The organism is Schaalia sp. 19OD2882 (genome assembly GCF_018986735.1).
Taxonomy (GTDB): domain Bacteria; phylum Actinomycetota; class Actinomycetes; order Actinomycetales; family Actinomycetaceae; genus Pauljensenia.
On record NZ_CP065521.1, the window covers coordinates 646,105 to 660,357 of the forward strand.

Genomic DNA, 14,253 nt, shown 5'->3' on the forward strand with positions numbered 1-14,253 from the left:
ATGTTGGCCGTTGACGCATGTCGACCGGAAGTGTGCGCTGTCACCACCATCAGGCGCCCCCGTGACTTCTGTCAGGGCTGCTGGCGGCCGTGGCTTGTCAGACAATGGGGGCGTGGATGTGATGGTGGACAAAGCGGCGCTGCTGGTGGTGTGCCTGACGCTGTTGCTTTCCCACGGGCCCGTCGATGCGCTGACGGTGGCGACACTGCTGTGTGCGATCACCATTTCGGCGGCCTGCGACGCTCTGCTGACGCCCAAGTGGCGCGTGGTGGCCGTCATCGCATGGAGCGCAGTGGCCCTTGTCCTGCCCGTGGCCATGATCGGCATTCCCCTGGTCGCATACGACTTGGCCAAGGACGTGGGATCCGACCGGGACGTCCGGAGTGTGCTGCTGGCGGTTCCGTTCCTTCCCCACGTCAATGCGTTGGTCGTGGGGGTGACCACATCCAGGTCTGCGAGGAGGCGGCGACCGTCCTGGTCGGCCTGCTGCTGGCCCATCGATGCCGGCGCAGCGCACAGCTGCAAAGGGACGTCCACCGAGTCCGCGACGAATTGGCCGAACAACTGTCCCACCTGAAGGACACGCATTCGCGTTTGCTGGAGGCCCAGGACCGTGAAGTCCGTGCCAGTGCCCTGGCGGAACGCACGCGTATTGCGCGCGACATGCACGACGGGGTCGGACACCGCCTGACCGGCCTGCTGTTTCGCACCCGTGCCCTGGAGGTCATCCACCGGGGCCAGCCGCAGGTCGTTGCGGAACTGGGAGAGATCGCCACCGGTGTCGAGGAATCGCTGGAGGCCATGCGCCGCAGCGTCCACGCCCTGTCCGACGAGGGCGAGGACCTGTCCACCACCTTGCACGTCCTGGCCCGCGACAGCGCCGTCCCACACGTCCACATCGATTCCGGCTTGGAGGCACAGCCGCCGTCCCCGATCATCCGCTGCTTCAACGCCATCGCCCGTGAAGCACTGACCAACGCCGCCAAGCACGCTCGCGCAGACAACGCCTGGATCCGTCTCGACGACTACCCTGCGTTCTGGCGGATGATCGTCACGAATGACGGTCTGCCCGCCCCTGGAACCCCGACCGCCTGGGAAGTGCGAGAGGGCGCCGGTCTGGGCATGCGCTCCATGCGCGATCGCGTGGAGGCCCTGGGAGGATCCCTGCGGATCACTCCCTCGCCCCGCTTCACCATCCATGTGACGATCCCGAAGGAGAATGCATGAAGGTCCTGGTGGTCGACGACGACGCCCTGGTGTCCCAGTCGCTGGTGACCATCTTGTCCGTCGAGGCCGATGTCGAGGTCGTCGGCGTGGGCAACAGCGGTCCGGATGCGGTGGCGAAGTACGACCAACTGCGCCCGGATGTGTTGCTCATGGACGTGCAGATGCCGGGTGGTGACGGGCTGACGGCTGCCGAACAGATCCTGGCGGCGCATCCGGAGGCACGAATCGTCTTCCTGACGACCTTCTCCGACGACGACTACATCTTCCGCGCCCTCAAGCTGGGGGCTCGCGGGTACCTCGTCAAGCAGGACATCGCGCAGATCGCGCCTGCCCTGCGGGGCGTCATGGCGGGGGTCAGTGTTCTGGAGGGCCATCTGTTGGAGCGCACGGCGAAGCTGGCGCCCGGTGCGGGGACGGGCGCGGGTCGGTCACGACGGGCGACCGTGTTCGCGAGCCTGACCGACCGTGAGTACGAGGTCGTCGAAGCCGTCGCCGACGGACTGGTCAATGCGGAGGTCGCCGAGCGCCTGTTCATGAGCGAAGGCACTGTGCGCAACCACATTTCTGCGATCCTGGCCAAACTCGGTCTGCGCAATCGCACGCAATTGGCCGTGGCCTGGTACCACAGCGGGAACTGAGACATCACGTTCATCCAGGAGCGGGGAAATCCACCTGACAGGTGACACCAGGCGCCGGCAGTGTGATCGGGTCAATGAAGTCCAGCCCTCACTTCTCATACAAAGTCGAGTTCAGTTTCGTAAGGTCGAGGAGAACGCATCGCCTCCGAAGGGATCCTCCCGTGAAGACCGTCATCAACATCTTCCATCCGGACATGTCCACATCCCGCGTGAACGCGCGGCTGGCGCGCGAGGTCCAGGACATCGAAGGCATCGTCATCCGCGACATCTACGGCCTCTACCCGGACTGGAAGATCGACGTTCCTGCGGAGCAGGCCGCCATCGAAGCCGCCGACCGGGTCGTCTGGCAGTTCCCCCTGCACTGGTACTCCGGGCCGGCCCTCATGAAGGAATGGCAGGACGTGGTCCTCAGCTACGGGTGGGCCTACGGGTCAACCGGCATGGGGCTGGTCGGCAAGGAGCTGCTCATCGCCTGCACCGTCGGCTCACCCGCGCAGAGCTACGCCATGGACGGCGCCTACCGGACCACCCTGCACGAGCTCTTCGCCCAGTACCGGGCAATCACCCCACTGGTGGGCATGAAGTGGCTGGACCCATTCACCGTCACCGGGACCCTGGTCATTGCAGATGCCGCGCTGGACTGGGCGGCACGCCAGTACAGGGAGCGCCTGCTCAGCTGAGAGCGCCCCTCGTCAGCGGCGGGGTGCACACGATGACACGCATGGGGTGCCACGCCTGGAAGGTGCCGGAGTAGGCTCCAAGACGCCGTGAAATGATTGAAAGGAAATCCGGTGACCACTCTCGTCGTTCTCGACCACCCCGACATGCCCGCTTCCCGCGCCAACGCGCGCATGATTGCCGCCTTGACCGACCTGCCCGACGTGGTCGTGCGCGACCTGCGTGCCCTGTACCCGGACGGCCACATCGACGTGGCAGCCGAGCAGGAGGCCGTCGCCGCCGCCGACCGCCTGGTCTGGCAGTTCCCCTTCCACTGGTACTCGGCCCCCGGGCTGCTCAAGCAGTGGCAGGACGACGTCTTTGCCTACGGGTGGGCCTACGGTTCCACCGGCAACGCCCTGCAGGGCAAGAAGCTCATGGTTGCCGTCACCACTGGGGCCCCGGCCGAGAACTACCAGCCCGAGGGCGTCTACGGCCACACGATGGAACACCTGCTGGCCCCCTTCGAGGCCGTGTGTGCGCTGACCGGCATGGTCTGGGAGCAGCCCTTCATCGTCGCCGGTGCCATGGGCGCTGACGATGCCACTTTGGATGCCGCCGCCAAGGAGTACGCCGAGTACCTGGCGCGCTGAAACGACGATCGGACCGCAGGGGCGGGGCGTGTGCGAGGCCGATGACCCGCCGCGCCCCGCCCTCGTCATCGGAAGGGCGCGCCCGCAACCAGGGTCCGCTCAGGGGTGACCCCGGTGGCCCGGGCCCGCCGATCGGCGCACACTGGAGACCCTGCCCCCGTCTCCAGGAGAACAGCGTGCTGGAACTGCGAGAGATCACCAAGGCCTACCGCACGGCCAGCCTCACCCAGGTGGCGCTGGACGGGGTCCGCCTCGCATTCCGGGACAACGAATTCGTCGCAGTCCTGGGCCAGTCCGGCTCCGGCAAGACGACGATGCTCAACATCATCGGCGGCCTGGATCGATTCGACTCAGGTGACCTGGTCATCGATGGCATCTCCACCAAGGACTACCGCGACCGCGACTGGGACACCTACCGCAACAACCGCATCGGCTTCGTCTTCCAGTCCTACAACCTCATCCCGCACCAGTCGGTGCTGGCCAACGTCGAGCTGGCACTGACCCTGTCCGGAGTCGGGCGGGGCGAACGCAGACGCAGGGCGCTCGCGGCCCTCGACGAGGTGGGGCTGGCCGACCACGTCCACAAGAAACCCGGCCAACTCTCCGGCGGCCAGATGCAGCGTGTGGCCATCGCCCGCGCCCTGGTCAACGACCCGGAGATCCTCCTGGCCGACGAACCCACCGGCGCCCTCGACTCCCAGACCTCCGTGCAGGTCATGGACCTGCTCAAAGAGGTTGCGCGTGACCGACTGGTCATCATGGTCACCCACAACCCGGACCTGGCCCACGCCTACGCCACTCGCATCGTCGAACTGGCCGACGGGCGGGTGCTCCGTGACTCCGCGCCTTTCACCCCCGGCACCGAGGAGCTGCGTGAAGCCCGCCCGACCCGCCGTGCGTCGATGAGCCTCCTGACCGCGCTTTCCCTGTCCTTCACGAACCTCATGACGAAGAAGGGCCGGACGCTGATGACCTCCTTCGCGGGGTCCATCGGCATCATCGGGATCGCGGCGATCCTCGCGCTGGCCAATGGTGTCAACGCCTACATCGACCGCACCGAGGAGGAGATGCTCACCGCCTATCCGCTGAGCATCCAGCGCACCGGCATGGACCTGACCGCCGTCATGGGCATCATGCAGGACGCCGACAGCGGCACCCGCGACGCACCCGCTTCCGATGGCGCCGCCGCGGGCGGCAGTGGTGGGGCAGGCGGCGCGGACCAGACCGGCAGTGGTGGGGGCGGCGCCGGCGGAGTCGGTGGCTCGGACGGCGCAGTGTCCACCAGGGCGACTCTGGAGCGCGCCCTGGGGGCAGTCTCCTCCAACGACCTCGCCTCGCTGAAGACCTACCTGGACGCCAACGGCGGGCAGATCCGCGACCACGTGCGCGCAATCGAGTACGAGTACGACGTCACCCCGCTCATCCACCTGCCGGACACCGGTAGGGGGACCAAGCAGGTGAACCCGTCCACCCTGGTCAATGCCGCATCGCTGCCGTCCTCTGTGCCACGCATGTTCCGCGCAAACCTGCGCACGGACTCCTTCGCGCAGTTACCCGTCGACCCGGCGGTGTACTCCTCCGACTACGACGTCAAGGCCGGGCACTGGCCCGAGGGGCCTGACGAACTCGTCCTGGTCCTGCCAAAGGACGGCAGGCTCTTCGACGTCCTCGAGTTCAACATGGGTCTGCGCGACACGGCGGAGATCGACAAGATGGTGCAGCGTCTGGATCCGGGTGGCTCCCGGGCCCTGGACGCGGGGCAGTCCGTGGGCGCGGCACCCTCGGCCCCCTCTGTCGCAATGCAGTCGGGCCAGGGCGGGCAGTCCTCGGGCGACGAGGGCGGCCAGTCGGGCGAGACTGCCCAGAGCGGACGCACCTACGACTACGACGAACTCATGGGCGTCGAATTCCGCCTGGTCCACGCCCACGACATGTACACGTGGAACGCGGCCACCAAGGTGTGGACCGACCGCAGTGATGACGCCGCCCACATCGACGCCCTCGTCGCGAAGGGCCGACCCCTGCACGTCACCGGGGTCGTACAGGTCAAGGCCGACACCGACGCCTCCCCCCTGAGGTCGGGCCTCTACTACACGCAGGACCTCGTCCGAGAGGTCATGAGGGAGGCAGCGTCCTCGCAGATCGTCCGCCAACAGATCGCCAACCCGAAGACGAACGTCTTCAACGGGAAGGCCTTCGCGGATCCCGCCGACTCACCCATGTCCGGATTCGACATGGCCTCCCTGTTCTCCATCGACGAGAAGAAGATCCAGGCCGCGTTCTCCTTCGACGAATCCGCGTTGGCCGCCTCCATGTCCCGGCTCGACCTGTCCGGAATCGACCTGTCGGCCCTGCAAGGTGTCGGCCTGGAGATGCCTCCCCTGGACATTGAGAGCCTGGACCTGTCGGGGCTGGGGCAGATCGACCTGTCGGCAATGGACCTCAGTGGCATCGACACCGCCTCACTGCAAAAGCAATTCCCGCAGCTCGCCAATGTCAAGTGGGACCGGATCCTTTCCAAGGCGCTGGCCGACGGGGCTCTCACACCCGAAGCCGGGCAGATCATCGGTGGCCTCACCCAACAACTCCTGCGCGAATTCATCCAGTACCAGTCCGCCCACGCCGGGGCGGGCAAGGACAGCGCCACCTTGGCCATCGAGTACTTCTCCCAACCCGAGGTCCGTGAACGCCTGCGCGCCACCCTCATGGATCCGCGGGTCATCAACCAGGACAAACTCACGTCGAATCTGGTCACCGCCTTGGGCCAGGACCCCGCCCTGGTCACCGTGGGCACCCAGGTGGGCCAGGAGATCGCCGGACAGATCGCCACCCAACTGGCCACCCAGGTCGGCTCGCAGGTGGCCGCCACCATCGGATCGGCGATCTCCACCCAATTGCAGAGCGCCATGACCGGCTACATGACCCAGATGATGGGAATTCTTCAAGAGCAGATCTCCGCCCGGATCGAGTCGACCATGAGCTCGATGGCGCAGAACATGTCCTCGGCGATGAAGATCGACCAGAAGGCCTTCGCGCAGGCCTTCACCTCGAAAATGGACGCCAAGGACCTGGCTTCCTACATCACGCAGATGATGTCCGCATCCACCGAGAGCTACGAGTCGAACCTGACCAAACTCGGATGGGGAGACCTCTCCGACCCCTCGAACATCGACATCTATCCGAGGTCCTTCGAGGACAAGGACGCCGTCAAGGCGATCCTCGACTCCTACAACACGCAGATGCGCGACAGCGGGAGGGACAAGAAGGCGATCACCTACTCCGACCTGGTGGGCACGCTCATGACGTCGGTGACGCAGATCGTCAACATGATTTCGTCGATGCTCATCGCCTTCGTCGCGATCTCCTTGGTCGTGTCCTCGATCATGATCGGGATCATCACCTACATCTCCGTGCTGGAACGCAAGAAGGAGATCGGCATCCTGCGCTCCATCGGCGCTTCGAAGGGGGACGTGCGCTCCGTGTTCAACGCCGAGACCTTCCTGGTGGGCCTGTTGGCCGGTGCCATCGGCGTCGCCTTCACGGCTCTGGCGACCATTCCGACGAACATCATCGTCGAACAGCAACTCGGGGTGGCCGGGATCGCCCAACTGCCGGTGCTCGCCGGGGTGGTCCTCATCGGGATCTCCGTGCTGCTGACCTTGGCGGCGGGCCTGCTGCCTGCAGGTGCTGCGGCAAAAGCCGATCCGGTGGAGGCCTTGAGGAGCGAGTGAAGCGGCGGCACACTGGCACATGGACCGGGTGGGTCCGCACTGGCACCAGGAGACGAAGGAGTTCCCGATGACGACAGCCCACGACTTCCGACACCTTGCCCAAGCGCGGCGGAGCATGCGTGACTTCCTGCCGGACCCGGTGCCCCAGGAGGTGCTGGATGAAATCCTCGTTGATGCGGCGCAGACTCCCTCCTGGTCGAACACCCGCCCCTACGAGTTGGTCCTGGCCACGGGGGAGGTGGCCCAGAGGGTGCGGGCAGGGTACTTGGCGGCCTTTGAGAAGGTGGTGCCGATGCGCCGCGGCGGCCGCCTGGCAGCCCTGTCGGTGCTGGCCAAGGGCGCCATGCCGGATGGCGACTTTCCACTGTGGCGCCCCTATCCGCCGGAGCTGAAGAAGCGTGCGGACCAGGTCGGGCGGGCGCTCTACGCGCATCTGGGCATCGCCCGTGGGGATCGCGAGGGGCGTATCGAGGCCGAGAGGGCGAACTTCCGGGCCTTCGGCGCCCCGGTGATCGGGTTCGTCCTGGTCCACACGAAGATGCTGCCGGTTTCGGCGATGGATGCCGGGATCATGCTGCAAACGCTGTTCCTCTCGGCCAAGGCGCGAGGGGTCGACTCGTGTGCGCTGGGGTCGCTTGCCCTGTGGCGCACTCCTCTGGAGGCGGAGTTCGAATTGCCGAAGCACTACGCCCTCATCACAGGTTTCGCCCTCGGTTACGCCAGCGGCGCTCCGGTCAACGACTTCCGTGCTTCCCACCCCGCCCTCGTCCCCCTTCCCCCGCGAGATTCGTCCGTCACCTCGTGAGATTCGTCCGTCGTTCGGTGAGATTCGTCCTTCGCTCCGACGAGGTCGACGCCTGCGCATGTCACGGGCTGGGGCCATGACCGAGCCGTCCGACTCGACGAGGCGAATGTCGCGAAGTTCCCCTCTTGCCCGATTTCGCCCCACCCCGGCCTCCATTTTCTGGTCGAGAGAGGCGTTTCAAGCGAAGAATCCGGCCCAGGGAGAATCCTCTGTTCCCCTGTGGCACATCGTCCGCCGAGCCGGCACATGCGAAAGATGGCCGACGAATCTCGCGGAATCCAGGACGAATCTCGTGGAGGGACGGACGAATCTCACCGAACGACGGACGAATCTCGCGGAGGAGGGGGAGGGTAGGGTTCGGGGGTGAGCAAGCGCAAGACCAGGACGTGGCCCGAGGCGCCGGAGCCCTTGGCGGGCACCGTCATCGACAACCACACCCACCTGCCCGTCCACGAGATGCAGATCCCCCGAGCCGACGGGGTGCGGCTGCCACTGGAGGACCAACTGGAAAGGGCCAGGGCCGCAGGCATCACCCGGATCGTCTCCTGCGCCTGCGAAGTCCCCGACTTCGACCCGATGATCGCCCTGGCCGCCGAGCACCCACAGGTCCGCGTGGCCCTGGCGATCCACCCCAACGAGGCGGCACTGCACGCCGGTCACGCCGACCCCTCGCCCGACGGGCTCACCCCGATTCCACAGGCCCACCACACCATGAGCCTGGACGAGGCCATCAACGAGGTCGCCTCCCGGCTCCACCACCCCGCAGTGGTCGCAGTGGGCGAAACCGGATTGGATCACCACCGCACCGCCGGACCTGGACGCCATGCCCAGAAGGCATCCTTCCGGGCGCACCTTGCCCTGGCGCGCGAGGCCGATCTTCCCCTGCAGATCCACGACCGTGACGCCCACGCCGAAACCCTGGCGATCCTGCGGACCGACGCGCACCCGGATCAGCCGATCGTCTTCCACTGCTTCTCGGGAGGGGCCGAAATGGCAGGCGAACTGGCGGCCAACGGCTGGTACGCGTCATTCGCCGGCCCCATCACCTACCCCGGCAACGGGGAGCTGCGCGAGGCCCTGAAGGCAATGCCGCGCGACCTCGTCCTGGTCGAGACGGACGCCCCGTACCTGACCCCCGCACCCCACCGCGGCTCGCCGAACGCCTCCTATGTCATGGCGCACACCGTCCGGGCGATCGCCCAACTGTGGGGCATCGACGAGGGCGCCGCATGTGCCCAGCTCAGCGCCAACACAGATGCCGTGTACGGGATGTGGTGAGGCCGCGAGGCACCCCGACTTCCACCACGCCGAGGAGCCTGTGAGGTCACTCACGAACCTCGGCGTGACTGTTATCCATTCGTTACCGTTGACGTGGTCAGAGCGCGAGCCCTTCGGCGCGCAATCCGCGAGACTCTCGCGGGAGCGCCCATCAGCCACGCTTCGAACGGAGTCAGGAAACCCATGAAGAAGTCCACGTCGACCCGACGCATCATCATCGCTGCCAGTGCACTGGGCGCTGCTGCCGTCATCGGTGTCGCGGGCACGGCCCTGGCGTTTGCGCACCGGGAGGTGACCATCGAGGTCGACGGAGTTGCCCTTCCCGTCTCAGGATTCCTCACCGACGTGAACTCCGCCCTGGCCGCCGGAGGCGTGCAAGTGGGCGCCCACGACCAGGTGGCCCCGGCACTGGACCAGGCGGTGGTCGACGGTTCGACCGTCGTCGTGCACACGGCCTCGCCCTACACCCTGATGGTCGACGGAGCATCGGTCACCGCATGGTCCACCGCCGACTCGGTCAAGGACGTCATCGCTGACGCCGCCGCTGGGAAGACGAAGGTCGCCATGCCGGCCAACCGCTCACAGATCCGCGCCGAACTGCCCCTGACCTCAGGTGACGGAAAGGTCATGGTGCGAGTGGACGGCAAGGACGTGCCCGTCGAGGCGGCCGTGACCGACACTGCCGAACAGCTTCTGGCCAAAGGCAAGGTGAAGGCTTCACCAATCGACCGTGTCGCCTTCCTCAACGAGGGCGGGGCGCTGGTCCTCGAGGTCACCCGCGTGACCCGGGCAGTCGAGAACAAGACAGAGCCCTTGGCCTTCCAGACCGAGGAGCGTGAGAACGCCGACATGGACAAGGGCACCACTGAGGTGCTCCAGGAGGGCGTTGACGGAACCGTGGTCACCTCCGTCTACCGGGAGACCGTCGGCGGCAAGGTGACCGTGCAGGCGACACTGGGAAGCACCCGCACCGAGCCGAAGTCGAAGATCATTGCCGTGGGCACCAAGGAGAAGCCCCAGCAGGCCGAGGCGAACACTTCGGGCACTGCCAACGGCTCCGGGTCGGGCACTCAGCCCGCGCCCGCCCCCAGTGACGTCGGCAGTGACGTGTGGGCGGCGCTCGCCCAGTGCGAGTCGGGCGGCGATCCGACGACGAACACGGGCAACGGCTTCTACGGCATGTACCAGTTCACTCAGTCGACGTGGGAATCCGTTGGCGGCAGTGGACGGCCCTCGGAAGCCTCTGCGGCCGAGCAGACCATGCGCGCCCAGATCCTCCAGTCCCGCGCCGGTTGGGGGCAGTGGCCCGGCTGCGCCGCAAAACTCGGACTGCTCTGACGGGTCGGCGGACCTCACCTGCGGCCGCCGGCGTCCACCGAGGTGACGTGGCGCGTGTGGGTGAGGTCACGCCCCCTCCTTCGCCACCGCGGTGCCGGGCTTCATGACTTGTGCCTGTTCTCGGCAACCACCGCGTGGTTAGACTCGACAAGGCCGTCCCCGGACGCGCCCCACGCCAGACAACGGAAGAAGAACGCATGCCCCGGAGCCTCAACCTCACCCCGTCGCGACGCGTCGTCCTGTCGACCGCAAGCCTTTTCACCGTGGCGGTGCTCGCCATTGCCGGAGCAGGAGTGGTCCGAGCCCACGACCGGGTGACCCTCGAGGTCGACGGCGTCAGCGTGCCCGTGACCACGTGGAACGGGACCACCGCCGGAGTGTTGGCCGCAGCAGGGGTCGAGGTCGGTCCACACGACCTGGTCCAGCCGGAGATGCACGCTGACCTCAGCGACGGAGACACCGTTGTCGTGCGCACCGCCCACCCCTACCAGGTGGCCGTCGACGGGGCCTCGCACACGGTGTGGTCCACCGCAGGATCGGCCGAAGCGATCCTCGGGGATGCCGCAGTCCTGGGCGGCCAAGTGGTCCTGGCGGCGGACCGCTCAGCCGAACGCTCGGCCCCGATCCCCCTGGTCGACTCCGCGCGGCGGGTGCCCCTGACGGTGGCGGGCAAGATCAGCCAGATCACCGCAGCCCCCGGACGTGACGTGCGCCAGGTCCTGGCCGACGCCGGGGTCGAGGTCTCGCCGATCGACCGGGTCAAGGTCGGCGTCGAGAAGGGCACCATGACCATCCGGGTTGCCAAGGTGCAGCGCGGAACGGTGGTCGAAAAGGCGCCGGTGGCCTTCACCGAGGAGTCCAAGACCAGCGACTCCATGTTCGAGGGCGAGAAGCAGGTCACCACCGTCGGCAAGGCAGGCACCACCGCCACCACCGTCTGGCATGAGACGGTCGACGGCAAGGAGACCGTCCGCGCCGTCGTGGCCACCACCACCGAGACCGCCCCCGTGAAGCAGGTCGTCGAGACCGGCACGAAGGAGGCCACTGCGAAGGCGCTGGTCGAGGCCGGAATCGACCCCAAGGCCACCCTTGAGGAGAAGACCGAGGAAGACGGCACCGTCTCGGTGCGCTACCGGGCGGCACTGGGCACCCTGTCCAGTGCGGAGGAGATCCGCGCAGCCACCGGCGGGACACCGGCCGCTGCCGAGTCCAACAACGGGCAGACGCCGACCGCGCCCACCCCCGCTCCGCAGGCAGCCGGCGACTACTCCGGTTCGGACCCCAAGGCCATCGCCAAGGGCATGGTCGCTGCCCGCGGCTGGTCCGACTCCGAGTTCCAGTGCCTGGTGGTCCTGTGGCAGCGTGAGTCCGGATGGAACCCCTACGCAGAGAACCCCTCCTCGGGCGCTTACGGCATCCCACAGTCCCTGCCCGGCTCGAAGATGGCTTCGGCCGGTGACGACTGGCGGACCAACCCGGCCACGCAGATCACGTGGGGCTTGGGTTACATTGCCGGACGCTACGGCACCCCGTGTGCGGCTTTGGGCCACTCGGACTCGGTGGGCTGGTACTGACGAACCCACCCGGCCGTTGCGCCGGTCAGCATCCGGCGGCCACGCCGCTCAGTCATGCCCGGCGGAAAGCACCCGTGAGGGGTCGCACACCCCTGTGCGAAGGGCGAAGAGCACCAGTTGTACCCGGTCACGCGACAAGGTCTTGGCCAGCAGGCGACTCACATGCGTCTTCACCGTGGGCATCGACAGCCACAACTCGTCGCAGATCTCCTGATTCGTCAGGCCGTTGGCGACAAGGGCAAGGATCTCCACTTCGCGTTCGGTGAGCGCCTCCAGGCTCCGCGCATCCTCGGGCGAGAGCTGCGCCTCCGGGACCCCGCCGGCGTGAGTGGACACCGATCCGGCAGCCGCTGCAACCCCGGAAAGGCCACCGGCACCGGCGGGAGCGCCGGGGCCCAGGTCGCTTGAGCGCACCGCGGTGAGCAGACGACGCGTCGGCCCCGGTGAGATCACTGCATCGCCTGCACACACGGTGCGCACGGCTTCGACCAGACGGTCCGGGGGAGTGGTCTTCAACAGGAAACCGCATGCCCCGGCCTCGATGGCCCCCAGGACGAACTCGTCAGTGTCGAAGGTGGTGAGCACCACCACGCGACCCGCAAGCCCCTCCGCCACAAAGGCGCGGGTCGCGCTCAGCCCGTCCATGTTCGGCATCTGTATGTCCATGAGCACCACGTCCACGGGCTCGCTGCGCTGCCGCGCCAGCGCCTGCTCGCCGTCCAGGGCCTGCCAGCGGACCTCCATGTCCACCTGCGAGTCGAGGATCATTGCCAGACCCGCGCAGAACAACGGTTCGTCATCGACCAAACCCAAGGTGATCATTGCTTCACCACTTCCGTCCTCCATCCATGCTCCACCGCTCCACAGGAAAAGTCTGCGCCGATCTGGCGGGCGCGTGCCGCCATGGAGGAGCATCCCAGTCCCGTACGGGTCCGCTCCTGCGCCCCATGTGCCCCGGCATCGGCGCGGGGCAGCGCATTGTCCACGCGCAGGATGCAGCTTCCGCCCTCGCACCGCAGAGTCACGGAGATCGGCGGGTGACCGTGGCGGATCGCATTGGTCAGGGCCTCGCGGGCGATGGCGCGCAGAGCGTCCGCGTCGCTGCCCGAGGGCTCTGCGCCGGGAGTCACGCGGATCGACAGTTCCACGGGAACGCCGCAGGTCAGGACGGTGTGTGCCAGGTCCTCGCCGAAAGGCAGGTGGTTGTGGGCAGGAGGTGGGAATCCTTCCGGCGGGGCGGGAATGTCGGAGGCGGAAGAGCCAAGGGCCGCCGGGGCGCCCGCAACCTCGGGGGGAGCGGGCTGGGTCGTGGGCTTCTTGCCCTGGAAGGAATGCTCCTGCGTGCTCGCCTCCTCAAGGGACGAGGTCGGGGTCGGGGTCCGGGCTTGCAGGTCCGAAGTCCCCCTCGACAAGGCCGGGGTCAGGGATTCCCGATTCGTGGTCGTCCTGGACGAGGGCGAGGTCGACTCCGACTCCCCGTCCTCGCGAAGCAGATCCACCAGGGCGCGCACGTCGCCCACGCCCTCGCGGGCAATGCGCGCAATGGTCCCCATGGCCTCCTCGGCTCTGTCCGGGTCGCGACGCAACACGTACCGCGCCCCGTCCGCCTGCGCGGTGATGGCGGTCAACGTGTGCCCCAGAAGGTCGTGGACTTCGCGCGCAATACGTGTGCGTTCCTTGGCCACGGCCAATTGGGCCAAGGTGGACTGCTGGGACTCAAGCATCGTCATGCGTTCGCGCGCCAACTCCGCCCTCGTACGCGCGGCACGACGTCGATCGCCCGCCAGGACCGCCACGGTGACGGCTGCGAAGTCCCACGCCAGCAGGATCCACGTCCGCACCCCCAGTGGCGGCTGGCCCAATCGGACCAGGGAGACGACCACGTCCACCACCGTGCCCACGTAGATCAACGCCACCAGCGGCCAGCGCCACGGGGGATCGAAACGACTGGAGACGGTCCATGCGACGGTGAAGGTCGCGATCACCGAAAAGAGCGTCAACTGAGGGGACCACACGACGTGCAGTGCCAAGGCCGCCGCCAGGACCCCGACCGTCACCGCCGGGGCCTTCTGGCGCCACAGGACCGCCAGTGAGCACACGCCGGTCAACACCAGGTGGAGGGAAGCCAAGGACGGATCACCGAAGGTCGCGGGATTCTGCATGCCCAAGGCGGCAAAGACCAACCCGAGCAGCAGGTCAGCGGGCCGGGGCAGCCAACGCCGCCAGTCGAGCGAAGTGGAGGACATGCGTCCACGGTAGGACAGGGTGACAGCACCCTCGTCATCCCCAGGTATGACACCACCCCGGAAGACCCCGACCAGGGAACCATCCCACGGCACGATGTGGCCGGGT

Annotated in this window: 12 protein-coding genes; 10 read left to right on the forward strand and 2 right to left on the reverse strand. The window is 67.3% G+C overall.

Translation table 11 applies throughout. The features are described from left to right. Positions 1-112 precede the first annotated feature (112 nt). From I6B53_RS02755 to I6B53_RS02800, 10 genes are all read left to right on the forward strand, one after another. Entirely contained in the window at positions 113-577 is a 465-nt protein-coding gene (locus I6B53_RS02755; RefSeq protein ID WP_216765478.1) for a hypothetical protein, read from the forward strand. Continuing rightward, positions 553-1,227 carry a sensor histidine kinase gene (locus I6B53_RS02760; RefSeq protein ID WP_253953947.1) on the forward strand — a complete coding sequence of 225 codons (675 nt, stop codon included), beginning with the start codon at positions 553-555 and terminating at the stop codon, positions 1,225-1,227. The genes I6B53_RS02755 and I6B53_RS02760 overlap by 25 nt, the downstream gene beginning before the upstream one ends. After that, complete coding sequence (locus tag I6B53_RS02765) at positions 1,224-1,865, forward strand: response regulator transcription factor (RefSeq protein ID WP_216764740.1); 642 nt, start codon at positions 1,224-1,226, stop codon at positions 1,863-1,865. The genes I6B53_RS02760 and I6B53_RS02765 overlap by 4 nt, the downstream gene beginning before the upstream one ends. A gap of 161 nt (positions 1,866-2,026) precedes the next feature. Continuing rightward, complete coding sequence (locus I6B53_RS02770) at positions 2,027-2,545, forward strand: NAD(P)H-dependent oxidoreductase (protein WP_216764741.1); 519 nt, start codon at positions 2,027-2,029, stop codon at positions 2,543-2,545. 111 nt (positions 2,546-2,656) lie between these two features. Next, positions 2,657-3,175, forward strand: a complete 519-nt coding sequence (locus I6B53_RS02775; RefSeq protein WP_216764742.1) for an NAD(P)H-dependent oxidoreductase — start codon at positions 2,657-2,659, stop codon at positions 3,173-3,175. A gap of 176 nt (positions 3,176-3,351) precedes the next feature. After that, a complete protein-coding gene (locus I6B53_RS02780; protein ID WP_216764743.1) occupies positions 3,352-6,906 on the forward strand; it encodes an ABC transporter ATP-binding protein/permease in 3,555 nt (1,184 codons plus the stop codon). A gap of 67 nt (positions 6,907-6,973) precedes the next feature. Next, positions 6,974-7,711: a nitroreductase family protein gene (locus I6B53_RS02785; RefSeq protein WP_216764744.1), complete on the forward strand. Its 738-nt coding sequence runs from the start codon at positions 6,974-6,976 to the stop codon at positions 7,709-7,711. Positions 7,712-8,074: 363 nt separating this feature from the next. Next, complete coding sequence (locus I6B53_RS02790) at positions 8,075-8,989, forward strand: TatD family hydrolase (protein ID WP_216764745.1); 915 nt, start codon at positions 8,075-8,077, stop codon at positions 8,987-8,989. A gap of 183 nt (positions 8,990-9,172) precedes the next feature. Further along, a complete protein-coding gene (locus tag I6B53_RS02795) occupies positions 9,173-10,327 on the forward strand; it encodes a resuscitation-promoting factor (RefSeq protein WP_216764746.1) in 1,155 nt (384 codons plus the stop codon). 197 nt (positions 10,328-10,524) lie between these two features. Next, positions 10,525-11,901, forward strand: coding sequence for a ubiquitin-like domain-containing protein (locus I6B53_RS02800; protein ID WP_216764747.1), 1,377 nt, complete (start codon positions 10,525-10,527; stop codon positions 11,899-11,901). A gap of 48 nt (positions 11,902-11,949) precedes the next feature. Here I6B53_RS02800 and I6B53_RS02805 read toward each other — a convergent pair whose 3' ends face one another. Then, positions 11,950-12,723, reverse strand: a complete 774-nt coding sequence (locus I6B53_RS02805; RefSeq protein ID WP_216765307.1) for a response regulator transcription factor — start codon at positions 12,721-12,723, stop codon at positions 11,950-11,952. Then, positions 12,720-14,147, reverse strand: a complete 1,428-nt coding sequence (locus I6B53_RS02810; protein ID WP_216764748.1) for a sensor histidine kinase — start codon at positions 14,145-14,147, stop codon at positions 12,720-12,722. Before I6B53_RS02810 ends, I6B53_RS02805 begins: the two co-directional genes overlap by 4 nt. Positions 14,148-14,253 lie beyond the last annotated feature (106 nt).

What these genes read in the sequence shown, in the direction of transcription:
- I6B53_RS02810 (WP_216764748.1), bottom strand. Translation starts at nt 14,147, where the DNA reads ATGTCCTCCACTTCGCTCGACTGGCGGCGTTGGCTGCCCCGGCCCGCT.
- I6B53_RS02805 (WP_216765307.1), bottom strand. Translation starts at nt 12,723, where the DNA reads ATGATCACCTTGGGTTTGGTCGATGACGAACCGTTGTTCTGCGCGGGT.
- I6B53_RS02795 (WP_216764746.1), top strand. Translation starts at nt 9,173, where the DNA reads ATGAAGAAGTCCACGTCGACCCGACGCATCATCATCGCTGCCAGTGCA.
- I6B53_RS02785 (WP_216764744.1), top strand. Translation starts at nt 6,974, where the DNA reads ATGACGACAGCCCACGACTTCCGACACCTTGCCCAAGCGCGGCGGAGC.
- I6B53_RS02765 (WP_216764740.1), top strand. Translation starts at nt 1,224, where the DNA reads ATGAAGGTCCTGGTGGTCGACGACGACGCCCTGGTGTCCCAGTCGCTG.
- I6B53_RS02800 (WP_216764747.1), top strand. Translation starts at nt 10,525, where the DNA reads ATGCCCCGGAGCCTCAACCTCACCCCGTCGCGACGCGTCGTCCTGTCG.